This is a genomic window from Nonomuraea sp. KM90 (assembly GCF_052246675.1).
Classification (GTDB): Bacteria; Actinomycetota; Actinomycetes; order Streptosporangiales; family Streptosporangiaceae; genus Nonomuraea.
In genome coordinates, this window is sequence record NZ_JBQQCB010000002.1 from 127697 (window position 1) to 150345 (window position 22649).

The 22649-nt window shown below is 72.3% G+C and carries 19 protein-coding genes; 8 read left to right on the plus strand and 11 right to left on the minus strand.

All coding sequences use genetic code 11. The annotated features are described in order from the left end of the window. The first annotated feature begins 9 nt into the window (after nucleotides 1-9). Nucleotides 10-369 carry a MerR family transcriptional regulator gene (locus tag ACTWPW_RS03090; RefSeq protein WP_364115179.1) on the plus strand — a complete coding sequence of 120 codons (360 nt, stop codon included), beginning with the start codon at nucleotides 10-12 and terminating at the stop codon, nucleotides 367-369. A gap of 36 nt (nucleotides 370-405) precedes the next feature. Further along, a complete protein-coding gene (locus ACTWPW_RS03095) occupies nucleotides 406-1857 on the plus strand; it encodes a penicillin-binding transpeptidase domain-containing protein (protein ID WP_375111335.1) in 1452 nt (483 codons plus the stop codon). A gap of 4 nt (nucleotides 1858-1861) precedes the next feature. Here the strand turns inward: ACTWPW_RS03095 and ACTWPW_RS03100 are convergent, their stop codons facing one another. Continuing rightward, nucleotides 1862-3712: an ABC transporter ATP-binding protein gene (locus ACTWPW_RS03100; RefSeq protein WP_443167890.1), complete on the minus strand. Its 1851-nt coding sequence runs from the start codon at nucleotides 3710-3712 to the stop codon at nucleotides 1862-1864. An 83-nt stretch (nucleotides 3713-3795) separates the two neighbouring features. Between ACTWPW_RS03100 and ACTWPW_RS03105 the strand changes: the two genes are divergently transcribed. The 5 genes from ACTWPW_RS03105 (at nucleotide 3796) to ACTWPW_RS03125 (ending at nucleotide 10520) form a co-directional block, all read left to right on the plus strand. Then, on the plus strand, nucleotides 3796-6150 hold the full coding sequence (locus ACTWPW_RS03105) for an ATP-binding protein (protein WP_375111333.1): 2355 nt from the start codon (nucleotides 3796-3798) through the stop codon (nucleotides 6148-6150). A gap of 331 nt (nucleotides 6151-6481) precedes the next feature. After that, nucleotides 6482-7255, plus strand: coding sequence for an AMP-binding protein (locus ACTWPW_RS03110; RefSeq protein WP_364115187.1), 774 nt, complete (start codon nucleotides 6482-6484; stop codon nucleotides 7253-7255). A gap of 154 nt (nucleotides 7256-7409) precedes the next feature. After that, nucleotides 7410-8711, plus strand: a complete 1302-nt coding sequence (locus ACTWPW_RS03115; protein ID WP_443167891.1) for an ABC transporter substrate-binding protein — start codon at nucleotides 7410-7412, stop codon at nucleotides 8709-8711. Between the two features lie 64 nt (nucleotides 8712-8775). Then, nucleotides 8776-9663 (plus strand): carbohydrate ABC transporter permease, encoded by an 888-nt coding sequence (locus tag ACTWPW_RS03120; RefSeq protein WP_364115191.1) that lies wholly within the window; start codon nucleotides 8776-8778, stop codon nucleotides 9661-9663. Beyond that, entirely contained in the window at nucleotides 9660-10520 is an 861-nt protein-coding gene (locus ACTWPW_RS03125; RefSeq protein WP_375111331.1) for a carbohydrate ABC transporter permease, read from the plus strand. Before ACTWPW_RS03120 ends, ACTWPW_RS03125 begins: the two co-directional genes overlap by 4 nt. On the opposite strand, the gene ACTWPW_RS03130 is transcribed toward ACTWPW_RS03125, so the two are convergent. From ACTWPW_RS03130 to ACTWPW_RS03170, 9 genes are all read right to left on the minus strand, one after another. Next, a complete protein-coding gene (locus ACTWPW_RS03130) occupies nucleotides 10510-11514 on the minus strand; it encodes a 2-hydroxyacid dehydrogenase (RefSeq protein ID WP_443167892.1) in 1005 nt (334 codons plus the stop codon). The genes ACTWPW_RS03125 and ACTWPW_RS03130 overlap by 11 nt on opposite strands. Continuing rightward, complete coding sequence (locus tag ACTWPW_RS03135) at nucleotides 11511-12134, minus strand: histidine phosphatase family protein (protein ID WP_443167893.1); 624 nt, start codon at nucleotides 12132-12134, stop codon at nucleotides 11511-11513. The genes ACTWPW_RS03130 and ACTWPW_RS03135 overlap by 4 nt, the downstream gene beginning before the upstream one ends. Continuing rightward, a complete protein-coding gene (locus ACTWPW_RS03140; RefSeq protein ID WP_443167894.1) occupies nucleotides 12131-13579 on the minus strand; it encodes an FGGY-family carbohydrate kinase in 1449 nt (482 codons plus the stop codon). Before ACTWPW_RS03140 ends, ACTWPW_RS03135 begins: the two co-directional genes overlap by 4 nt. Continuing rightward, the gene (locus tag ACTWPW_RS03145) at nucleotides 13576-15051 is read right to left on the minus strand and encodes an FGGY family carbohydrate kinase (protein ID WP_443167895.1); all 1476 of its coding nucleotides are present in this window, start codon (nucleotides 15049-15051) and stop codon (nucleotides 13576-13578) included. The genes ACTWPW_RS03140 and ACTWPW_RS03145 overlap by 4 nt, the downstream gene beginning before the upstream one ends. Continuing rightward, a complete protein-coding gene (locus tag ACTWPW_RS03150) occupies nucleotides 15051-16274 on the minus strand; it encodes a sugar ABC transporter permease (RefSeq protein WP_375111521.1) in 1224 nt (407 codons plus the stop codon). Before ACTWPW_RS03150 ends, ACTWPW_RS03145 begins: the two co-directional genes overlap by 1 nt. 5 nt (nucleotides 16275-16279) lie before the next feature. Further along, entirely contained in the window at nucleotides 16280-17047 is a 768-nt protein-coding gene (locus ACTWPW_RS03155; RefSeq protein ID WP_443167896.1) for an ATP-binding cassette domain-containing protein, read from the minus strand. Beyond that, on the minus strand, nucleotides 17047-18144 hold the full coding sequence (locus tag ACTWPW_RS03160; protein WP_375111325.1) for an ABC transporter substrate-binding protein: 1098 nt from the start codon (nucleotides 18142-18144) through the stop codon (nucleotides 17047-17049). Before ACTWPW_RS03160 ends, ACTWPW_RS03155 begins: the two co-directional genes overlap by 1 nt. 131 nt (nucleotides 18145-18275) lie before the next feature. Next, nucleotides 18276-19241 carry a sugar-binding transcriptional regulator gene (locus ACTWPW_RS03165; RefSeq protein ID WP_375111324.1) on the minus strand — a complete coding sequence of 322 codons (966 nt, stop codon included), beginning with the start codon at nucleotides 19239-19241 and terminating at the stop codon, nucleotides 18276-18278. 124 nt (nucleotides 19242-19365) lie between these two features. Further along, complete coding sequence (locus ACTWPW_RS03170) at nucleotides 19366-20343, minus strand: ArsR/SmtB family transcription factor (protein ID WP_375111323.1); 978 nt, start codon at nucleotides 20341-20343, stop codon at nucleotides 19366-19368. A 59-nt stretch (nucleotides 20344-20402) separates the two neighbouring features. Between ACTWPW_RS03170 and ACTWPW_RS03175 the strand changes: the two genes are divergently transcribed. Further along, entirely contained in the window at nucleotides 20403-21602 is a 1200-nt protein-coding gene (locus ACTWPW_RS03175) for an MFS transporter (protein ID WP_375111322.1), read from the plus strand. Here ACTWPW_RS03175 and ACTWPW_RS03180 read toward each other — a convergent pair. Further along, nucleotides 21599-22582: a LacI family DNA-binding transcriptional regulator gene (locus tag ACTWPW_RS03180; protein ID WP_375111321.1), complete on the minus strand. Its 984-nt coding sequence runs from the start codon at nucleotides 22580-22582 to the stop codon at nucleotides 21599-21601. The genes ACTWPW_RS03175 and ACTWPW_RS03180 overlap by 4 nt on opposite strands. Nucleotides 22583-22649 lie beyond the last annotated feature (67 nt).

A 22649-nucleotide genomic window follows, 5' to 3' on the forward strand; every position in this document is an offset into this window, starting at 1 on the left:
CTGAGGGGTGTGAGCGTGTACACACCTGCGGAAGTCGTCGAGGAAACCGGCTTCAGCATCGACACCCTTCGCTACTACGAGAAGATCGGGCTGCTGGAGCGCATCGGCCGGAACGCGGCCGGACAGCGCCGGTTCAGCCAGGAGGACGTCGGCTGGCTGGGCATGGTGCGCTGCCTGCGCGACACGGGCATGCCCATCGCCACGATGTTGCGCTTCGCCGAGCTCGTACGCGCCGGCGACCACACGATCCCCGACCGCATCAAGCTCCTGGAGGAGCACGACCGGCAGGTCCAGGCCCAGATCGACAACCTCGCCGAGCGCCAGCGCTACATCCACCACAAGATTTCCTACTACCGCAGCGTCCTCTAGCCCCGCCTTTGCGGCCAGGTTGCTAAACCAAGATCCATGGCTGCATCGAGGGCGAGATGGATCAACGTCCCGCTGCTCCGCGTCGCCAGGCTGTGCGCGGCGATGCTGTTCGTGCTGCTGGCGCACGTCACCCTCATCCAGGCGTTCGGCTCGTCCGCGCTCAACGCCGACCGCAGGAACGAGCGGCCGCTGATCGACAGGTACGCCCACCCGCGCGGCGACATCCTCACCTACGACGGCACGCCCATCGCCACCAGCCTGCCGAGCGGCGGCGGCCCGTACCATTACCGGCGCGTCTACCGGCACGGCGAGCAGTACGCGGCCGTCACCGGGCACGTGTCGCTGCATCGCTCGACCGGCATCGAGCAGGCGCAGGACGGGGTGCTGTCGGGGGACGACGCCAAGGTCAAGGTCAGGTCGATGGTCCGGGAAGGAGGCGTCGAGGGGGCCGACGTCAGGCTGACGATCAGCGACCGGGCGCAGCGGGCCGCGTACGAGGGACTGGCGGCGACCGGGGTCCCTGGGGCGGCGGTGGCCATCGACCCGGCGACCGGGGCGATCCGGGCGCTGGCCACGTACCCGTCGTACGACCCGAACGGCCTGACCACGTTCGACCGGGCCCGGCTCGCCGAGGAGACCCGGCGGCTGCGGCGGGCGCCCGCGCAGCCGCTGCTCAACCGGGCGCTGAACCAGCTCTATCCGCCCGGGTCCACGTTCAAGCTGGTCACCACGGCGGCGGCGCTGGCGTCGGGCGAGTACACCCCGTCCGCCCTGGTGGACGCGCCGGCCCGGCTGCGGCTGCCGGGCACGCCCACCTACGTGCACAACGCGAGCAACTGCGGGAGCGCGCGCCCGACCCTCATGTACGCCTTCCAGATGTCCTGCGACACGGCGTTCGCCAACATCGGGCTGCAGGTCGGGCAGGACCTCCTGCGGGACCAGGCGGAGGCGTTCGGGTTCAACGCGACGGGCCTGCGGATCCCGCTGACCGCGACGCCCAGCCACTACCCGCCGACGATGGACCGGTCGCAGACGGCGCTGGCGGCCATCGGCCACCACGACAACCGGGTGACGCCGCTGATGGTGGCCATGCTGTCGGCGGCGGTGGCGAACCACGGGGTGCTGATGCGGCCGTATCTGGTGGAGGAGGTCCGGCTGGCGGACGGCTCGGTGATCAACCGGGCGGGTCCGGTGCCGTACCGGACGGCCGTGTCGCCGGAGCTGGCCCGGTATCTGGCGGCGATGATGACGATGGTGACGCACGCGGGCGGCACCGGGGCGGGGGCGGCGATCCCCGGGGTGCTGGTGGCCGCGGAGGCGGCCACGTCGCAGGCCGTGCCGGGGACGGGCGACCACGCGCTGGTCACGGCCTTCGCGCCGGCGGAGGCGCCCGAGGTGGCCGTGGGGGTGGTGCTGGAGCGGCCGGGGGAGCGGGCGGACGCGGTGTCGGCCATCGCCCGGGGGATCATCGAGGCGGAGCTGTCGTGAAGGATCAGCGGTAGGCCGTGGCCTGGAGGGTGTAGAGGCCGTCGAGGGACATCAGGGTGTCGTGGTCGCCCTGTTCGGTGATCTGGCCGTGGTCGAGGACGTAGATGCGGTCGGCGTAGCGGACGCTGGCCAGGCGGTGGGTGATGAGCAGGACGGTGCGGCCGTCGGAGTGGGCGCGGATGCGTTCGAAGAGGGCGTGTTCGGCGCGGGCGTCGAGGGCGGCGGTGGGTTCGTCGCAGATGAGCAGGGCGGCGTCGCGGTGGAAGCCGCGGGCGACGGCGATGCGCTGCCATTGGCCGCCGGACAGCTCGTGGCCGTCTTTGAAGCGGCGGTCCAGCAGGGTGCGGTAGCCGTGGGGGAGTTCGGCGATGACGTCGTCGGCGCCGGCCACGGCGGCGGCGGCGTGCAGGGCGGGTTCGCCTTTGCCGGTGCCCATGGTGATGTTGTAGCGGGCGGTGAGGGGCCAGCGGGTGTGGTCCTGGGCGATGACGGCGGTGCGCAGGCGGAGCTCTTCGGGGTTGACCTGGCGCAGGTCGGTGTCGTCCCAGCGGACGGTGCCGGTGTCGGGTTCGTAGAGGCCCGACAGGATCTTGGCGAGGGTGGTCTTGCCGGAGCCGTTCTCGCCGACGAACGCGATCACCTCGCCGCGTTTGAGCTCGATCGAGACGCCGCTGAGGGCCGGTGACTCGGCGCCGGGGTAGGTGAAGGTCACCTCTTCCGCCGTTATGCGGTCGAAGGTCTCCGGCATGGGCTCGTGGCGGTCGCAGGGGAGGCGGTGTTCGGCGTCGGCGCAGAACTCCAGGAAGTCGGTGAAGTAGAGGCCCTCCTCGTAGAGGCGGTTCGTGGCGTACATCAGGTTGCCCAGCGAGGTCTGGGCCGAGCGGATGGCCAGCACCGCGGTGCCCGCCACGGCCAGTGGGATCGCGGCGACGGCCAGCAGGACGCCCAGGGCGCCGTAGACCAGGGCCGCGCCGAGGCCGCCGAGCGCCTCCCCGGCCAGGCGGGCGAGCATCTGGCGTCTGGCCAGGCCGAGCATGACGTCCTGCTCGGCCTTCGCCACCGCGTCGTACATGCGCAGCAGGAAGCCGCGCATCGTGAACGAGCGCACCTCGGCCGCCGGCTCGCGCTCCGCCAGCAGCTCGCCGATGATCCACTTGCGGCGGTTGGCCGGGATGAGGGCGTAGAGGGTGGCGTAGCGCATCTTGGCGCTGCGGACCATGGCCCAGGCGTCGGGCAGCACGGCCAGCAGCAGGAGCGGGAGCAGCACCGGGTGCAGCACGCCGAGCACGCCCGCCACCGCGACGATGCCGACGGCGGCCGTGACGACGTCGACGGCCGCGCTCACCACCGAGTCGGCCATCATCACCCCGCGCAGCCTGGCGCGCTGCAGCGCGTCGTGGAACTCCGGGTCGTCGTAGGACACCAGGCTGACGCGGCTGGTCAGGCCGTAGAGGCGCTCCTCCGTCAGGCGGGTGACCTGCGGGTCGAGGCGCGACTGCGCCCAGCCGGCCCCGGCCTGCGTCACCGTGCGCAGCACCGCCGCCGCGCCGACCAGCGCCAGGCTGGGCAGCGCCGCCATGACGCGGTCGGGCGTCGGGCCCTCGCTGAACAGGGCGGTCAGCACGCCGGTGGTGGCCAGCAGGCCGAACGCGGTGAACACACCGCCGAGCAGGTTGAGCACGACCGTGGCCACCGCGTCGCGCGGGCTGGCCCGCCAGGCCATGCTCATCGCCTGGCCGACCAGGGAGGGCAGCCTTCTGGCGATGGTCAGGAAGCCGACCTCGGCCAGCTTGTCCGTATGGGCGTGCCAGTCGGAGAAGGAGATCTCACCGAGCTCGAGCGGCTCATCGGCCATGCCTTGAGTGTGCCCACCGGTGCTGACACTTCTCCATCGAATATGTCTGGGCGCGGCGCGTAGTTGGTGACACACTCACAGTGATGCTGCGATCCGTGGACTTCGCCAACCTGCCGGCCGAGCCGAACACCTTCGTGGGCCGGGAGTCCGATGTGGATGAGCTCGTGCACCTGATGCGCGTCTCGCGCGCCGTGACCCTGTGCGGCGCGGGCGGCATCGGGAAGACCCGGCTGGCCCTGCGGCTCACCGCCAGGATCGCCTCCTCCCATCCGGGCGGTGCCTGCCTGATCGAGCTGGCCGACCTGGAGAAGGGCGCGCTCAGGGGGCACGTCGCCGCCGCGCTCGGCATCGCGGGCGACCTGGCCGAGACGATCGGCGACCGGCGCGTGCTGCTGCTGCTCGACAACTGCGAGCCGGTCATCGGGGAGTGCGCCGAGCTGTGCCGCGACCTGCTGAGCGCCTGTCCCGGGGTGACGGTGCTGGCGACCAGCCGCGAGCCGCTGCGGGTGCCGGGAGAGACGGTGTGGCGGGTGCCGCCGCTCTCGGTGAGCGGGCCGGAGAGCGAGGCGGTGCGGCTGTTCGTGGCCAGGGCCACCGCCGCCAGGCCCGCGTTCGAGCTGACCGAGGAGACGCGGCCGCTGGTCGTGGAGCTGTGCCAGGCACTCGACGGGCTGCCGCTGGCGATCGAGCTGGCCGCCGCCATGGTCCGGGTCCTGTCCGTGGGGCAGCTGGTCGAGCGGCTCGACGACCGGTTCAGGCTGCTGGCGGGCGGTGCCCGCACCGCTCCGGCCCGGCACCGTACGCTCAGGGCCACGGTGGACTGGAGCTACCGGCTGCTCTCCCCGCAGGAGCGGCTGCTGCTGCGCCGTACGGCCGCCTTCCGCTCCTCCTGGACCCTCGACCTGGCCGAATGGGTCTGCTCCGGCCCGGGGCTGGCGGAGGAGGAGGTGCTGCCCAGGTTGTGCGACCTGGTGGACAAGTCGCTGGTGGCCCTCGACGGGGAGGTCGCCGGGCAGGCGCGTTACCGGCTGCTGGAGACCGTCCGCGAATACGCGCTGGAGCAGCTCGTCGAGTCCGGCGAGGAGGCCGAGCTGCGGCGCCGGCACCTGACGGCGCTGGCCAGGCTGTCGGGGCGGGTCAGGGAGGCGCTGGCCCCGGGGGCGCGCACGTCGTGGCCCGTGGTCGAGCGCTACATCAACCTGTTCGACGGGCTGAAGGCCGAGGTGAGCTCCGCCTGCGACTGGTCGATCGCCATCGGCATGCCGGAGGCCGCCCTCGGCCTGCTGACCGACCTCCGCTTCCTGCTGATCGGCAGCGGCCGCAAGCTCGACATGGCCGAGCGGCTCGACCGGCTGCTCGCCCTCGACGCCCCGCAGGTGCCCCAGGCGCTGCGCGGGCAGGCCACGATCCTGCGCGGCGAGCTGGCGCTGGCCGCCGGCGACGTCGAACCGGCCCTGCGGCACGCCCGCGCCGGGCTCGACCTGTGCGCCGCCGCCAAGGACGTGTACGGCGAGGCCGTCGGCACGATCGTGCTGGCCCAGCTCACCGGTGAGCAGGAGGCGCTGAACCGCGCGCTGGAGACGGCCAGGCGGTCCGGCGACCTCATCCTGGAGTCGCTGGCCCACGGCACGAGGGCACGCTTCGGCCTGGACCAGGGACGCCTGCACGAAGCCCAGCGGGGGTTCCAGGAGGTGCTGTCGATCAGCGAGGAGCTCGACAACCACTACGGCCAGACCTTCGGCCACATCGGCCTGGCCCAGGTCGCCAGGCGGACCGGCGACCCCGCCGCCGCCAGGCGGCACTACGAGTCGGGGCTGCGCCTGCTGCGGCACGTGGACGCCAGGCAGCACATCGTGAGCTGCCTGGCCGGGCTCGGCCGGGTGGCGCTGGACCAGGGCGACCTGGTGGAGGCCAGGGCCCGGCTCACCGAGGCGCTGGTGCTGAGCCGGGACGCGGGCCTGCGCGCCGGCATCGCCAGGCGGCTGAGCACGTGGGCCGGCCTGGTCACGGCCGAGGGCGACCACCGGCGGGCGGTCCTGCTGGCGGCGGCCTCGGTGGCGCTGGGCGGGCGGCAGCCGGACGCGCGTACCGAGGACGTGCTGCGGCCCGCCAGGGAGAGTCTCGGCGAGGCCGTCGTCGGCGTGTTGTGGGCCGAGGGCACCAACCTGACCGCCGACCAGGCGGTGGCCTGCGCGCTCGACGGCGCGCTGCCCGCGCCGCCGGCCGTGCCGGTCGTGCCGGTCAACCAGGACAGCAGGCTCACGGCCCGGGAACGGGAGATCGCCGAGCTGGTGGCCAGAGGGCTCAGCAACCGGGCGATCGCCGACGAACTGGTCATCAGCCCGGCCACGGTCGCCCGCCACGTGGCCAACATCCTGGCCAAGCTGGGCTTCTCCACGCGTACACAGATCGCCGCATGGGTGATCGGCAGCCGCTGAATCACCTGCCTGTCTACACATCCCGGTTACATCGTCGAATGGCCATGTCAGCGCATGTGCCGTGGCCCTCTGCACGCCTACCGTTCTTCCTGTGATCGACCGCACCGCGCGTTCCTCGCCCCTCGCGACGGGGTCGCCGCGGCCGATCGGTCGGGGACGTCACGCGTCCATGCGGAGCCGGGCCTTCTCGGAGGGGTGGGGGCCTGGCTCCGGGCGCGTGACAGCGGGCTCGAGTCGCGCAGGGCTCGGGCCCGCCCCACCCGCGAATGCACAACCGCCTACATACATCGGTGGATGTTGCGGCCGCCCCGGCGGCCGTACCTTGTCGGGCATGAAGCCCACCGCCTCGACCACCGGCACCGTGATCCACGAAGTGTTCCGCCGGGCCTACGAGCGCGGCGACCGCCCTGCCCTCATCGATCTGCGGGGCGGCCACGTCTATGGCTACCGCAGGCTGGTGACCGAGGTGACCAGGGCGGCCTCCGGGCTCGTCCGCAGGGGCGCCCGGCGGGATCAGGTGGTCGGGGTGCACGTCTCCACGGCCGGCGCGCAGACGCTGGCGGCGCACACGGTGGTGGCCGCCGGTGGGGTGGCCACGCCGATCGATCCGGCCCTGGGCGCGGCCGAGGTGGCGGCGTGGCTCCTGGAGTGCGACGCCCGCACGCTGATCACCACGCCGGACCTCGCGGAGACGGCGATCCTGGCGGCCGAGCGGTCCCGCGTGCGCCAGGTCGTCTCGCTGGGCCCGGCGCTCGACACGATCGACTTCCGCTGCCTGCTCACGCTGGAGCCCACCGCGCTGCCCGCGCTCGACGCCAAGCGCCAGGACGCGCTCCTGCTCGCCGGCGGCCGCCGCCTGTCGCACGCCGACCTGCTGGCCAGGATGGCGGAGCTCGACCTGCCCGTACGCCTGGCCGAGTCCGACGTCGTGCTGACCACGTGGCTGCCCGACGGCGGCTGCGACCTGCTGGCCCTGGTCGGGCTCGGGGTCTCGAAGGGCGCGCTGGTGGTCGCCGCCGACGGCGGCGATCTTCCCGGCACCAGCTACGACTTCGGTGTCACCGTGGTGACGGGCCCCGGCGGGACGCTGGAGCGGCGCGGCTGAGAGCGCTCTCTACCGAAGGCGCCGAATATCCCGAATATGCGGAGCTGTTACCGCCCATCCCTTGACGACGTGCGGCGGAAAGTGGGTTGATAGCCGTTGTTGACAACGTTGTCAGAATCACCAACTTCGGGGGGCTTCGAAGGGATGGTGTGGGATGCGACGGTGGTTAGCGGCCCTATCGATCACGATGGTGAGCGTGCTGGGCCTGGCGGCCTGTGGCAGCGGCGACGGCGGTGGGCAGGCCACAGGGGCGCCCGCAGCCAGCGGCAGCGGCGAGAAACAGCAGGTTGAGGTCTTCTCCTGGTGGACGGGCCCCGGTGAGGCCGACGGCCTGCAGGCCATGAGAAAGATCTTCGAACAGCAGAATCCGAATTACACCTTCTTCGACGCCGCGGTGGCCGGTGGCTCGGGCGACAAGGCCAAGGCGCTGCTGCAGTCGAAGCTCCAGGCGAACACCCCGCCCGACACCTTCCAGGGGCACGCGGGCGCCGAGTTGCAGGGCTACATCAAGGCGGGCAATCTCGAGGACCTGACCTCGCTCTATGACGAGCTGAAGCTCAAGGACGTCTTCCCCGCGCAGCTCGTCGAGCAGATCAGCGTGGAAGGCAAGATCTACTCCGTGCCGGTGAACATCCACCGCTCGAACGTCATGTGGTTCAACCCGACCGTGCTCAAGGACGCCGGGGTCACGGGCGCGCCCAAGACGATCGAGGAGTTCATCGCGGCCCTGGAGAAGGTCAAGGCCAAGGGCAAGGTCCCGCTGTCCATCGGGTCCGAGTGGACGGTCACCCACCTGCTGGAGAGCGTGCTGCTCGGCTCGCTCGGCACCGACGCCTACAACGCGCTGTTCAAGCCGGGCGCCGACTGGAACAGCCCGCAGGTGACCACGGCGCTGCAGAACTTCGCCAAGATCATGACGTACGCGGGCGACCCGCAGGACGACTGGCAGCCCGCGGCCAAGCAGGTGGCGGACGGCGAGGCGGCGTTCAACATCATGGGCGACTGGGCGTACGGCTACTTCCACAACCCGCCCGAGGGCGGCCTGGGCAAGACCTCGAAGACGGACTTCGACTGGGCGCCGTCGCCCGGCACCGAGGGCACCTACATGTGGCTGTCCGACAGCTTCACCCTGCCCAAGGGCGCGAAGAACCGCGAGGGGGCCATGGCCTGGCTGAAGGTGGCCGCCAGCAAGGAGGGCCAGGACGCCTTCAACCCGAAGAAGGGCTCCATCCCCGCCCGCAAGGACGCCGACCAGTCGCTCTACACCGACTACCTGGCCGACGCGCTGAAGGACTGGTCGGGCAACAAGCTCGCCGGGTCGATCCAGCACGGCGTGTCGGTGAACCAGCCGTGGCTGGCCTCGATCAACGAGGCGGTCGGGCTGTTCATCGGCACCAAGGACGTCAAGGCCCTGCAGCAGGGGCTGTCCGACGCCGCCACGGCCAACGCCCAGTAGATACGGCACGTAACTGCCGGGTGCGGCAGGCGCAGGAGCGCGCCTGCCGCGTCCGCGGGAGGGAATGGTTGTGAGGCGGGCGCGCACGTGGCTGCCCGGACTCCTGCTCGTCACGCCGTCGATCATCCTGATCGGCGTCTTCGTGTACGGCATGCTCGGCTGGAACTTCCGGCTGGCCATGACCGACCAGCACGATGAGGTGTCCGAGGGGAAGTTCGTGGGGCTGCAGAACTTCGTGGACATCTGGGACCTGCCCCGATGGCACCTCTCCGTGCGGCACGCGATCGTGTTCACGATCGTCTTCGTGGCGGGGGCGCTGGTGCTCGGGTGGCTGCTGGCGTTCCTCATGGAGAAGGGGATCTGGGGCGAGGGGACGTTCCGGGCCATCTACCTGTTCCCGATGGCCATCTCGTTCGTGGCGACCGGCATCGTGTGGCGGTGGCTGATGAACTCCGGGACGGAGGAGCGGGCGGTCGGGCTGAACCGGTTGCTGGACTGGTTCGGGCTGCCGCAGTGGCAGTGGTTCCGGGATCCCGACTGGGGGATGGCCGCGATGGCGCTGCCGGCGGTCTGGCAGATGTCCGGATATATCATGGCGCTTTTCCTGGCCGGGTTCCGTGGCGTGCCCGAGGAGCTGCGCGAGGCGGCCCGGGTGGACGGCTGCAACGAGTGGGGCGTCTACCGGCACGTGGTCCTGCCCCTGCTCAGGCCGGTCACGTTGTCCGCGCTGATCATCCTGGGGCACATCTCGCTCAAGGTGTTCGACCTGATCGTCGCCGTGTCGGGGAAGGCGATCGTCACGGACGTGCCCGCGGTGTTCATGTGGGTGGCGGTGTTCGACTCGCACGATCCCGCCAAGGGCGCCACGATCGCGTCCTACATCGTGCTCAGCGTGGCGATCTTCGTGATCCCGTACCTGGTCTGGTCGGTGCGTAAGGAGAGGCGTTCATGACGGCGGTGGCCGGGCGCAGGTCGGTGGGCTTCGCGTGGGCCCGGTTCGTGCTGCTGATCCTCTTCGTGGTGGTCTTCCTCATCCCGATCTACGTGTTGCTGGCGACCAGCTTCAAGCCGCTCACCGAGGCGGATCCGGGCCAGGCCTGGAACCTGCCGCGGACGTGGACGACCGAGGCGTGGCGGGTGGCCTGGGAGAAGCTGGCCCCCGGCCTGTGGAACAGCGTGCTGCTGGCGGTCCCCGGGTCGCTGCTGTCGTGCGTGCTGGGCTCCATGAACGGCTACGTGCTGTCCAAGTGGCGCTTCCCCGGGGCGGACGTGCTGTTCACGCTGTTCCTGTTCGGGATGTTCATCCCCTACCAGGGGGTGATGATCCCGCTGGTGCAGCTCCTCGTGGGGCTGAACGAGCTGACCGGGCTGCAGGGCGTCTTCTACGGCGGCATCCCGGGGCTGGTGCTGGCGCACGTGGTGTACGGCATTCCGATCTGCACGCTGATCTTCCGCAACTACTACGTGACGATCCCCGACGAGCTGATCGAGGCGTCGCGGGTGGACGGCGCCGGCATGTTGCGGGCGTACTGGTCGGTGGTCCTGCCGGTGTCCGGGCCCGCGATCGCCGTGGTGATCATCTGGCAGTTCACCTCGTTGTGGAACGACTTCCTGTTCGCCGTCTTCCTGACCGGGCCGACGAGCTGGCCCACGACCGTGATGCTGAACAACATCGCGGGCGCGCAGGCCACCCCGTACAGCCAGCAGATGGCGGCGGCCATCCTCGCCTCGATCCCGACGATGGTGATCTACGTCGTGCTGGGGCGGTTCTTCATGCGGGGGCTGATGGCGGGGGCGCTCAAGGGGTAGCCACATGGGCGAGCGGCTCGCCGCGTACGTAGCGGGCCACGTCCGCGGCCACGATCGAGGCCGCCTTCATCGCCGTCTCCTTGCTGGCCCCGGCCAGGTGCGGGGTCATGACCAGGTTCGGCGTCGTGAGCAGGCGCGAGCCCGGCGGGATCGGCTCCTCCGGGAAGACGTCCACCGCGGCGCCGAACAGGTGGCCCGAGTCGAGCGCGTCGCACATGGCGTCGTAGTCGAGCAGCGCGCCCCGGGCGCAGTTGACCAGGACCGAGCCCCGTGGCATGGCGGCGAGCTCGGCGGCGCCGATCATGCCGGCGGTCTCCGGGGTGGCGCGGGCGTGCAGGGAGACGAACCGGGAGCGTTCGAGCAGCTCGGGCAGCTCGACCCGGCCCGGCACGTCCACGTACGGGTCGTGCACCAGGACGTTCGCGCCGAAGCCCGCCAGCATGCGGGCCACGCGGCGGCCGATCGCGCCGTAGCCGACCAGGCCCACCGTGCTGCCCTCCAGCTCGGGCCCGACGTTGTCGTAGGTGTAGTAGTCGCCCCGCCACACGCCCCCGGCCAGGTCGGCGTGCGTCCGGGGGATGCGGCGGGTGGCGGCCAGCAGCATGGCGAGGGTGTGCTCGGCGGTGGCCACGGCGTTGCGGCCCGGCGCGTACGTCACCGCCACCCCCGCCCGCGCGGCCGCCTCCAGGTTCGCGTTGACCGGCCCGCCCCTGCTCACGCAGAACAGCCGCAGGTCGGGCGAGGCGTCCAGGACGCGCTTGGTCAGCGGCGCCATCTGGGTGACGCAGACCTCGACCCCGCGCAGCGCCTCGATCAGCTCGTCCTCCACGTCGGAAGCCTCGTCCACCTCGCCCACGCGGCCGAACGGCTTGACCGGCCACGGCAGCGTCAGCTCGCGGATGTCCACCTCGCCGGGGACCTCGCGCCTGAGCGCGTCGACGAACAGGCGGTTCTGGACGAAGTGGTCGCCTGCGGCAAGGACTTGGATGGTCAACGAACGGCTCCAATCGGAGAGTTGTACTGCAGCATGGCCACCTGTCCGGCGTCGGGTCCCGTCAGGCGCAACTCGGTCAGGGCGCAGTTGTCCAGGCGCGGGAACAGCCGCCGGTACTCGCCCAGCGGCACCCCGATGAGCCGGCACAGCGCGAGCCTGATGGCGGTCGTGTGCGCGACCACCAGCACGCGGGCGTCGGGGTGCGCGGCGGAGACGTCCCGCAGCGCGGCGACGAAGCGGGCGGCGGCCGCGTGCGGGTCCTCGCCGCCGGGCAGCGGATGCGCGGCGGGGTCGGCCTCGAAGGCGGCGCGGGCCTCGGGGAAGCGGGCCTTCATCTCCGCGGAGGTGAGGCCGTCGCCCTGGCCGAAGTCGAGCTCGCGGAGGCGGGCGTCGGTTCGCACGGGCAGGCCCGCCTTGGTGGCGGCGGTCTCGGCGGTGATCCGCGCACGGTTGAGCGTGGAGGCCCACACGGCGTCGAGGCCGGCCTGCTCGGCCCAGCCCGCCAGCTGGGCGGCCTGGTCGTGGCCGCGCGGGGTCAGCTCGATGTCGCTGATCCCGGCGTAGCGGTTCTCGGCGTGCCAGACGGTCTCGCCGTGGCGGACGAGCACGAGGTCGGTCATGTGGCGGTCCTCTCGCGGGCGTGTTCCGCGGCTCTCGTGTCGAGCCAGCCGCGCCCCTCCAGCTCGGCGACGAAGCGCAGGTACGGCTCCCGCAGGTCGGCCCCGGACGGCTCCACGACCGCGCGGGTCCTGATCATGCGGGCCGGGTCGCCGCCCGCCAGCACGGCCATGCCCAGGGCGGGCTCGGCGTTCTCGCGCAGGGTCACGGGGCGCTCCAGGACGTCGGCCCGGAGCCGGGTCCAGTACGCGCTCCTGGTGGCGCCGCCGGTCAGGATGATCTCGCCGGTCACGGGTGCGCCGAGGAGGTCGAGGTAGTCGAAGCAGAGGCGCTCGACGAAGGCCGCGCCGAGCAGGATGGCGGCGTAGCGCTCGACGTCGTCGGCCGGCTCGCCCAGCGTGAACCGCTCGGCGCCGGGGGCGGCGAACGGGAACCGCTCGCCCCGGGAGACGAGGGGGTAGGTGACGGCGGGGGGCACGCGCACGCGGCCGGGCCCCAGGCGGTAGCGTGCCGCGGCCTCCGTGCTCAGCGCGTCGAGGTCGCGGTCCGGCAGGTCGCCGGTCAGGACGCCCGCGCCCGTGCTCGACGCCCCGCCGGGCAACCACGAGCCGTCGGGGGCGCGGTGCGAGTACACCACGCCCAGAGGGTCGTGGATCAGCTCCTTCGTGACGCCCTTCAGCACCAGCGTCGTGCCCAGCACCGAGTTCCAGCTCCCGACCCGCTGGGCGCCCGCGCCGAGCTGGGCCGCGCAGCCGTCCGTGGTGCCGGCGATCACCGGGGTGCCGGCCGGGATCCCGGTCTCCTCGGCCGCCGCCGCGCAGACCACGCCGAGGCGGGTCCCGGGCCGGACGACCTCGGGCAGGAGGCCGGCGGGCACGCCCAGCGCGTCGAACACGTCGGCGGGCCAGCGCTCCTCGATCAGATCCACGCCGGTCTTGAGCGCGTTGCTCAGGTCGGTGGCCACCTCGTGCCCGGTGAGGCGCCGGTTGACGAAGTCGCTCTGGTGGGCCAGGCGGGCGCCCGCCGGGGCGTCGCGCAGCAGCCACAGCAGCTTGGGCAGCGCCCAGTTGGGCTGCATGCGCCGGTAGCCGAGCCGCTCCCACACGTGCGCGCCGGCCTCGTTCACCCGGCCGGCGTCGGCGCGGCGGTCGTCGTACATGAGGGCGGGGGTCAAAGCACGGCCGGAGGCGTCCGTGAGCAGGACCGTTCCAGATGTGGCGGCCACCGCGACGCCCTCGACGCGCTCGCCGGCGGGCAGGTCGCGCAGTGCCGACCGGGTGGCGGCGGCCAGCTCGCGCCACCACTGCTCGGGGTCCTGCTCGTGGCGGGGCCCTTCGCGGTGGCTGGTCAGCGGGCGGCTCCCGGTGCCGAGCACCCGGCCGTCGCCGGTGACGGCCAGCGCGCGCACGCTCTGCGTGCCGAGGTCGATGCCGATCCACCCGCTCATGTACGACCTCTCATGGCGCCGAGCAGCGGCCAGGCGCCGGCGTCGGTCGCGCGCAGGGCGAGGAAGTCCTCGAACCAGCGGTCATAGAACCCGCGGCGGGCGGGGTCGGGCTCGACCGCGTCGCGCAGGCGTACGTGCCGGCCGGCCGCCGCGGCGATGGACGGCTCCGCACCGGTCGCGGCCAGCCCCACCAGGTACGCCCCCCGCGCCCCCACCTCGGCGTCGGCCGACCGGCGTACCGGCAGCCCCGTGACGTCGGCGATCAGCCCGAGCCAGGTGGCGCTGGCCGAGCCGCCCCCGCACACCCGCAGCTCCGTCGGCGCGGCACCGGTGGCCACCAGGCAGTCGCGGATGACCATCGTGAGCCCTTCGAGCACCGCCCTGGCGACGTGCTCGCGGCCGTGCTCGAACGACATGCCGAGCAGCGCCCCCCTGGCCAGCGGATCGGAGAACGGCGCCCGCTCCCCGGCCGGCGACAGGTACGGCAGGAACGCCAGCCCGCCCGCGCCCGGCTCGCTCAGCAGGGCCAGCTCGCCCAGCTCGGCCGGATCGCCCAGCCCCAGCAGGCGGCACGTCCACTGCACCACCTCCGTGCCCGCGAACGTGGGGAAGGCCCGCAGGTAGCCGCCGGGCAACGCGATCGTGATGCCGGTCGGTGAGCCCTCCAGGTCGGGGGACTCGACGACGACCTCGGTGCAGAGCGTGGTGCCGAGGATGCCGCACGCCTGCCCGGCCGCCACCGCGCCCGCGCCCAGCGCCGTGGCGGCGATGTCGTAGGGGGCCATCACGACCGGCGTCCCGGCGGCCAGCCCCAGCTCGGCGGCGGCGTGCGGGGTCAGCTCGGCGACGGGGCAGGGCCGGACCGGGGGAAGCAGCCGCTCGGCCCACTCCAGGCCGAACAGTCCCAGCAGCTCCGGCGAGTACGCCCGCGCCCGCAGGTCCATGAACGGCGCCGAGGCGTCGGACTCGTCGGCCACCAGCTCCCCGGTCAGCCGGGAGAAGATCCAGCCGCCGCAGGTCAGCATCGCGCTCGACCGGTCGAGGCGGGCGGGGTCGTTGGCGCGCAGCCAGGTCAGGATGGCATGCGGCAGCCCGGAGGCCGCCGAGGAGCCGTTGCGGCGGAAGGCCGCCGCCGCGAGCCCCGACCGGGTCCAGTCGTCCACCGTGGCGGCCGCCCTGGCGTCGTTCCAGAGGATCGCGGGGCCGGTCGGCGCGCCGGCGGCGTCCACCAGCCAGCAGCCGTCGCCCTGTGCCGTGACCGCCACGAACTCGGCGCCGCCCACCTGGGCCGCGACCTCGCGCACGGTGGCCGCGACCGCGTCCCAGACCGCGCCCATGTCCTGCTCGGCGTGCCCCGGCGCGGGCCTGGACACCCCCGTCTCGCGCCGGGCGACGGCGGTCTCCGCGCCCGAGGAGTCGTATCCGACCGCCTTGATGACCGTGGTCCCCGCGTCCACGCAGATGATCGCCATCAGGCCCTGCCGTGGGAGGTCCTCGACCGGCGCGACACGGAGTCGACGATCACGGCGAGCAGCAGCACGGCCCCGGTGACCACGAACCGGATCGAGGAGTCCAGGTTGAGCAGGGTCAGGCCGCTGGAGATCGACTGGATCACGATGATCCCGAGCAGCGCGCCGAACGCCGTGCCGCGCCCGCCGAACAGGCTCGTCCCGCCGATCACGGCCGCGGCGATCGCGTTGAGGTTGACGTCGCCCGCGCCGCTGCTCTGGTTGGCCGCCGCCAGCCGGGCCGCGGCCAGGATGCCGCCGACCGCGGCGAACGTCGAGCAGAGCACGAACACGGAGGTGTAGATCGCCTTGACGTTGATGCCCGCCCGCCGCGCGGCCTCCACGTTGCCGCCCACGGCGTAGACGGCCCGGCCCCACTTCGTCCGCGACAGCAGGTAGTGCATGATCAGCACCAGCGCCACGAAGAAGACGAACATCCAGCCGACGCCGCGGGTCTGGCCGAGGTACCAGACCACGAACGCCAGCACCACCAGCAGCGCCACGCTCCTGACGGCCAGCGTGGTGACGCTCCTCGCCGACAGCCCCGCCCTGCGCCGCCCCCGTGCGTGCAGGAAACCGCTGGCGAACAACCAGACGGCCGCGACCACCGCGAACGTGTACGACAACCACGCCGGTACGAAGTCGAGCTGCGCGAAGTTCACCAGCCCCGAGTCGAACGGCAGGTTGATCGACCCCTTGGTGCCCAGCACGTACAGCTGCAGCCCGAGGAAGGCCAGCAGCCCGGCCAGCGTGATCACGAAGCTGGGCACCCCGAAGCGGTTGAAGAGCTGCCCGTACACCCACCCGATGACCGCGCCCATGACCACCGAGGCCGCGATCGCCAGCCAGACCGGCAGGCCCTCGCTCACGAACAGCACCGCGAGCACCGCCCCCGACAGGCCGCTGACCGAGCCGACGGACAGGTCGATCTGCCCCACCAGCAGCACGCACACGATGCCGAGCGCGATGATGCCGACGGCGGCGGACTCCAGCGTGAGGTTCACCAGGTTCGCGCTGGACAGGAAGATCGGGTTCAGGATCTGCAGCACCGTCCAGATGACCACGAGCCCGACCACGACCGGGATGACCCCCAGGTCGCCGCCGCGGGCCCGCTCGACGATGTCGGCGAGCGCGCCGCGCAGCCCGTCGCGGTTCTGCAGCCGCTCGTCCTGGCGGTCGGTGGTCATTGCGGTCACGACTGTCCTTCCTGCCCGCGCGCCGCCCGCCTGGACACCACGTTGTCGGTGGCGCCGGTGATGGCGGCGATGATGTCCTCGGTGGAGACCTGGTCCACGTCGAACACTCCGTTGTTGCGGCCGAGCCGCAGCACCGCCACGGTGTCGGCGACGGCCTTCACGTCCGCCATGTTGTGGCTGATCATGATCACGCCCAGGCCGTTCTCGCGCAGCCGCTCGACCAGGTTGAGCACCTCGGCCGTCTGGGCCACGCCCAGCGCGGCGGTGGGCTCGTCCAGGATGATGACCTTCGGGTCGCCGAGCAGCGACCGGGCGATCGCCACCGTCTGCCGCTGGCCGCCCGACAGCGCCGCCACCGGCACCCGCACGCTGGGGATCTTGGCGGAGAGCTGGCGGAGCAGCTCCCACGAGCGGGTCTCCATGGCCACGTCGTTCAGCCGCAGCGGGCGGATCTCCTGGCCGAGGAAGAGGTTCTGGATGACGTTGAGGTTCTCGCAGAGCGCCAGGTCCTGGAAGACGGTGGCGATGCCCAGCTTGTGGGCGGCGGCCGGGGCCGGGATCTCCACGTCGCGGCCCTCGAACGTGATCGTGCCCGAGTCCGGCGGGTGCACGCCCGAAAGGATCTTGACCAGCGTCGACTTGCCCGCGCCGTTGTCGCCCACCACGGCGACGACCTGGCCGGCGTCGACGTCGAGCTCGATGTCGGTGAGCGCGGCCACCGCCCCGAAGGTCTTGTTGATGCCGCGCAGGGAAAGGACGCTCATTACTTGATTCCGAGCTCTTCGCAGCCCTTGGCGTACTCACCCGTGCACACGTCGGCGGCCTTCATGATGCCGCTGTCGAACAGCACTTCCTTGATGTTCTCCTTGGTCACGACCGTGGGGACGAACAGCTCGGACGGCGTGTTGTACAGCGTGGCCTTGCCGGCGGGCTTCTTGCCCTGCATGAACTCCCAGGCCACGTTCGCCGACGCCTCGGCCACGATCTTGATGGGCTTGGAGATCGTGTTGTACTGGTCGCCCGAGACGATGCGCTGGGCGGCGGCGATCTCGGCGTCGTTGCCGGTGACCGGCGGCACCTTCACGCCGGCGGCCTTGAACGCGGCGATCGAGCCGCCGCCGGTGCCGTCGTTGGCCGCGACCACGCCGACGATCTGGTCCTTGAACTGGGTGATCTGGCCGCTGACCCAGGTCTGCGCCTTCTCCGGCTGCCAGTCGGGGGTGTCGTACTCGGCCAGCAGCTTGAACCCGCTGGGGTCCACCGCGCTGTGGATGCCCTTCTTGATCAGCCCGGCCGCCGCGTCCGTGGGCGAGCCGTTGACCTGGAGGATGCCGCCCTCGGCCTGCTCGGCCTTGAGATGGTCGACCAGGGACTGGGCGATCATGGAGCCGATCTTCTCGTTGTCGAACGAGATGTAGTAGTCGGCGGGCGTGGCCGGGATCGGGCGGTCGTAGGCGATGACCGGGACCTGCTGCGACTGGGCCGTCTTGACGATGGTGGCCGCGGCGGCGGAGTCGACCGGGTCGAGCACGATGGCCTTGACCCCCTGGGCGAGCGCGCTGTTGGCCTGCTGCTGCTGCTTGGCCGCGTCGGAGTCGGCGTTCTGGTAGATGACCTCGCAGCTCGGGCAGAGCTGCTTCATCCTGGCCTCGAACAGCGGCTTGTCCTGCAGCTCGTAGCGGGTCGAGGCGAGGTCGGGCATGAGGAAGGCGACCTTTGCGCCCTGCAGGTCGCCGCCGCCGGGGTTGCCGCCGGTGTCCCCGCTGGTGGAGCCGGATCCTGAGCCGCACGCGGCCAGCACCGAGCCGGCGAGCACTGCCACTGCGGCGAACGCGGTGGTCCGCATCTGAGCTCTGTTCACGGGTTCATTCCTCACTCGCTGATCAATGACGCTCGCTGCCCCCGAGACAGGGACATGCCCTCACAGGAGGGCACGTCCTGTGGTGCGGCTCACGTTAGCGCGCGGTCAGAAACTTTGTCCAGCAAAAGTGTTCAGAGCTGGTGGGCGGCTGCGACCAGGCCCTCCGCGGTGGGGGTGTCGGTGACGAGCTGGTTGAAGTAGCCGCCCCTGGCCCCGGCGACGATCGAGAGCACCTTCTCCGCGCCGACCGCGACGGCGATCGTGTGCGGGATGCGGCGCAACTCCTCCAGCTTCGTGGCGACCAGGCGCTCGCTGCCCGGGTACGTGATGGGGGCCCCGTCGCGGTCGTAGACCCGCATGCACACGTCGCCCACGGCCTGGCGCAGGCTGTCGGCGTCGCGCGGCATGAGGGAGGGCACCATCTGCCGCATCAGCGGCGCAGAGCCGACGCCCACGATCGCGCACTTGGCGTGCGCCCACAGGTCCATGACCCGCCGTACGGACGGCTCGTGCTGCAGCGAGTAGAACAGCTCGGGGCCGGGCAGGGCCGGCGCGTAGAGGTAGGCGGGCACGCCGCCGGAGCGTTCGGCCAGGATGCGGGTGGTCTCGTTGGTCTGGAACCAGGGCTGGGGCTCCTCCTGGCCGCCCACGGCCGGCGCGATCGTGACGCCCGGATACTGGCCCAGGCCCTGGCGGGCGCACTCGTAGACCGTGGTGCCCGAGGAGACCAGCACGACGTCGCCCGACTCCAGGCCGACGGCGGCCAGCGCGCGGGTCACGCCGGGTGCCAGCCAGGGGCCCAGCGCCGGGCCGCTGACCTTGGGGACCAGGTAGACGCGCTCCAGGTTGAGCGCCTGGGCCACCTCGGCGGCCAGCGGGCCGTCCTCCAGGGTGGCCGGGCGGTGCACCTTGATCTCGACGATGCCCTGCCTGCGGGCCTCGGTGAGCAGGCGGCTCACGGTCGCCCGGCTGACGCCGAGCCGCTTGGCGATGTCGCCCTGGGTGGCGTCCTCCATGTAGTACTGCTGGGCCGCCGCGTACATCAGCTCATGGGGGAACCTGGCCTGCGCCTCTGGTGCGACGTCGGCGGCATTCATGCGCGCGCTCCTGGTTGCGTTGCGTGAACAAAGTTGCAGAACTGATGCGCAAAGACTACACCGGTGTGCTCGTCCCTCCCCGTCGTACGTCGCCGGAGGTCCACGAGGGAGGCGAGGGACGGCGTCAGCCGCCGAGCAGGGCGTCGCCCAAGGGGGTGCGGGTGTACAGGACGCTGCGGCCGGTGCGGGTGCCGGTGATGAGGCCGGTCCTGCGCAGGGCGGAGACGTGGCCGCCCGTCGTGCCCAGGCTCTGCCCGAGCAGGGCGGCGAGCTGGGTGGTGGTGGCGGGTTCGGCCAGCTCGGCGAGGATGCGGGCACGGCTGCGGCCGATCAGCGCCGCCAGGTCCGCGCCGGGCGCGGGCACCGGGACCGCGGTGCCCCGGGCTGGGTAGATCATCGCGTACGGCCAGGCGTCCTCCAGGTAGGTGCCGATGTTGTCCAGGAACGCCGAGGGCAGGAAGAGCAGCCCCTTGCCGTCGAGCCGGTGGATCCGGCCGGTGGACATCATGTCGATCTCGATCCGGCCGCCGGCCCGCCAGTGCACGCGCGGGCTGAGGTCCTCCAGCGCCGCCTGCCACCCGTACGCGGCCAGCCGCCCCGCCCGCTGCGCCACGTCACGCTGCAGGATCGCGCGGAACCGCGGCCACTCGTGGGACAGGACGTACGTCCACAACGCCTCGTACGCGTCCGCGAACCGCGCCACGACCTCCGGCCCCAGCAGCAGGTCCCTGACCCAGCCGGCCACGGGCGGGCGCTTGGCCAGCACCCGCGCGATCTCGGCGTGCGCCTGCTCCAGCGGCGTCGCGCGCATGGCGGCCAGCTCCGCCTCGAACGGCACGTCCACGGCCGTGGGGGGCGGCGCGATGAAGTCGACGTTGGCGTCCCCCTTGTTGCCGCTGATCGCGGCGGCCGCCCTCAGCGCGGGGTGCTCGCGCACCAGCCCCTCGTACGTCTCCCGCCACCGCGCCACCCACGGCCCGTTCACGCCCGCCCGGTAGCGGCCCGCGAGCACCCACTGCGCGTGCATGGTCTCGATGAGCGGCGAGATCGCGAACCTGCTCGCCATCAGGTCCTGCGGGACGACCTCGATCGTCACCATCATCTTTCGGTTATATCCGAAAGAGTCGCCCCGATGCGGGACCGGGCCACACCATCGGGACCGTGAAGGGCGCGACGTTCGGCGAGGTGTTCGCCGTCAAGGAGTTCCGGGTGCTGTTCGGCAGCTTCGTGCTGCTGGTGGGCGCCGACGGGATCAAGATGCTGGCCCTGTCCGTGCTGGTGTACGCGCGGACCGGGTCGCCCGGGCTCTCGGCCGCCGCGTACATGGCCGGGTGGCTCCCGTACATCGCGGGCGGGCTGTTCCTGCTCTCGCTGGCCGACCGGATGTCGCCGCGGGCGCTGATGGTGGTGGGGGAACTGGTCAGGGCGGTCACCTGCCTGCTGCTGGCCTACGCCGGGCTGCCGGTGTGGGGGTTGCTGGTCCTGGTGCTGGTCACGGGGTTGTTCTCGCCGGTGTTCTTCGCGGCTCGGGCGGCGATGCTGCCTGAGGTGCTGCCGGGGGACGCGTTCGTGCTGGGGCGTTCGGTGCTCAACGTGGCCTCGGCGGGCGCGCAGATCGCGGGGCTGGCGGTCGGGGGCGCCTTCCTGGCCGTCACCGGTCCGTCGGGCGCGCTGGCCGCCACGGCCGGGTTGTCCGTGGTGGCGGCGGTGGTGCTGCGGTTCGGGCTGCCCTACCGGCCGGCGCGGGGTGCGGACGGCCCGGGCGGGGCGGGGGCGGTGCGGCAGACGTTGCGGGTCAACCGGCTCTTGCTGGCCGACGGCCGGGTGCGCGGGCTGCTGCTGGCCGCATGGCTGCCGTGCGTGTGCTTGGCGGGGGCGGAGGCCATGGTGGTGCCCTACATGGGCGGGCAGGGGCAGGCCGGGGTGGTGCTCGCGGCGGCGGCCGGCGGGATGGCGGTCGGGGAGTTCGCGGTCGGGCGCTTCGCGGCGCCGGAGCTGCGCGAGCGGCTGTCGTTGCCGCTGGCGGTGCTGCTGGGGGTGCCGTGGCTGGCGTTCGCGTTCACGCCGGGGGTGGTCTGGGCGGCCGTGCTCGCGGCGGTGGCGGCGGCCGGGCTGTCGTACCAGCTCGGGTTGCAGCGGCGGTTCGTGGACGTGGTGCCCGAGGAGGTGCGGGGGCAGGCGTTCGGGCTGCAGTCGGCGGGGCTGATGACGGGGCAGGCCGCCGGTGCGGCGCTGGTCGGGGTGCTGGGCGAGGTGATCGCGCCCTCGTACGCGATCGCGGCGGCCGGTGGTGCGGGCATCCTGGTGGCGCTCGCGCTGGCGGGCGTGCTGCGGCCCGCCCGGGCCCAGGTCCGGACCTAGCCCGTCAGGGTCTCGCCCGAGCCGCGGGCGATGAGGCGTACCGGGAGCTCGATGTGCTCGGGCGGGCCCGAGTCGCCGCGCAGGCGGCGGAACAGCAGCTCGGCCGCCACCCGCCCCATCCAGTACGGGTCCTGCGCGACCACGCTCACCCCCGGGTCGAGCAGGTCGGCCAGCTCGAAGTCGTCGAACCCGACCAGCGCCGGCCGCCGCCCCGCCAGCGCCCGCAGGGTGGTCACGGTGTAGCGGCCGTTGCCGGTGAACAGCGCCGTCGGCGGGTCGTCGAGGGCGAGCATGCGCTCCAGGTCGGCGCGGACCGACTCCAGAGCCGGCGGCCGCATCGCCACCAGGCGCTCGTCGAAGAGCCCGCCCAGCTCCGCCCGGTAGCCGCGCAGCCGCTCGGCCGCCGTGAAGATCGCCGGGTCGTCGCCGAGGAAGGCGATCCTGCGGTGGCCGTGGACCAGAAGGTGGCGTACGGCCTGCCGGGCCCCGCCCACGTTGTCGGTGAGCACGGTGTCCACGTCGATCCCCGCCCCCGGCGGCCGGTCCGCGAACACCACGGGCGTCCCCGCCTCCAGCTCGGACCGCAGGTAGGTGTGGTCGTCGCCGGCGGGCACCACGATCAGCCCGTCCACCCTGCGCGCGCAGAACGTCTCGACCAGCTCGCGCTCCCTGCCGGGCTCCTCCCCGGACGAGCCGCTCAGCAGCAGGCAGCCGTGGTCGATCACGACGGCCTCCACGGCCCTGCTCAAACCCGAGTAGAACGGGTCCGCGACGTCCTCGATGACCAGCCCGATCGTGGCGGTCGTGCCCCTGCGCAGCACCCGGGCGCTCTCGTTGCGGCTGTAGCCCAGCCGGTCGATGGCCGTGCGTACCCGCTCGGCGGTGGCCGGGTGCACGCCCGGCTCGCCGTTCACGACGCGCGAGACGGTCTTCAGCGCCACGCCCGCCGCCGAGGCGACGTCCTTCATGGTCGGTCTCACGCCAGGATCATTTCCTAATCGGGAGGGGTAGACAACGTTGTCAAGGGCTTGTGCGAGAGTGGTCCTC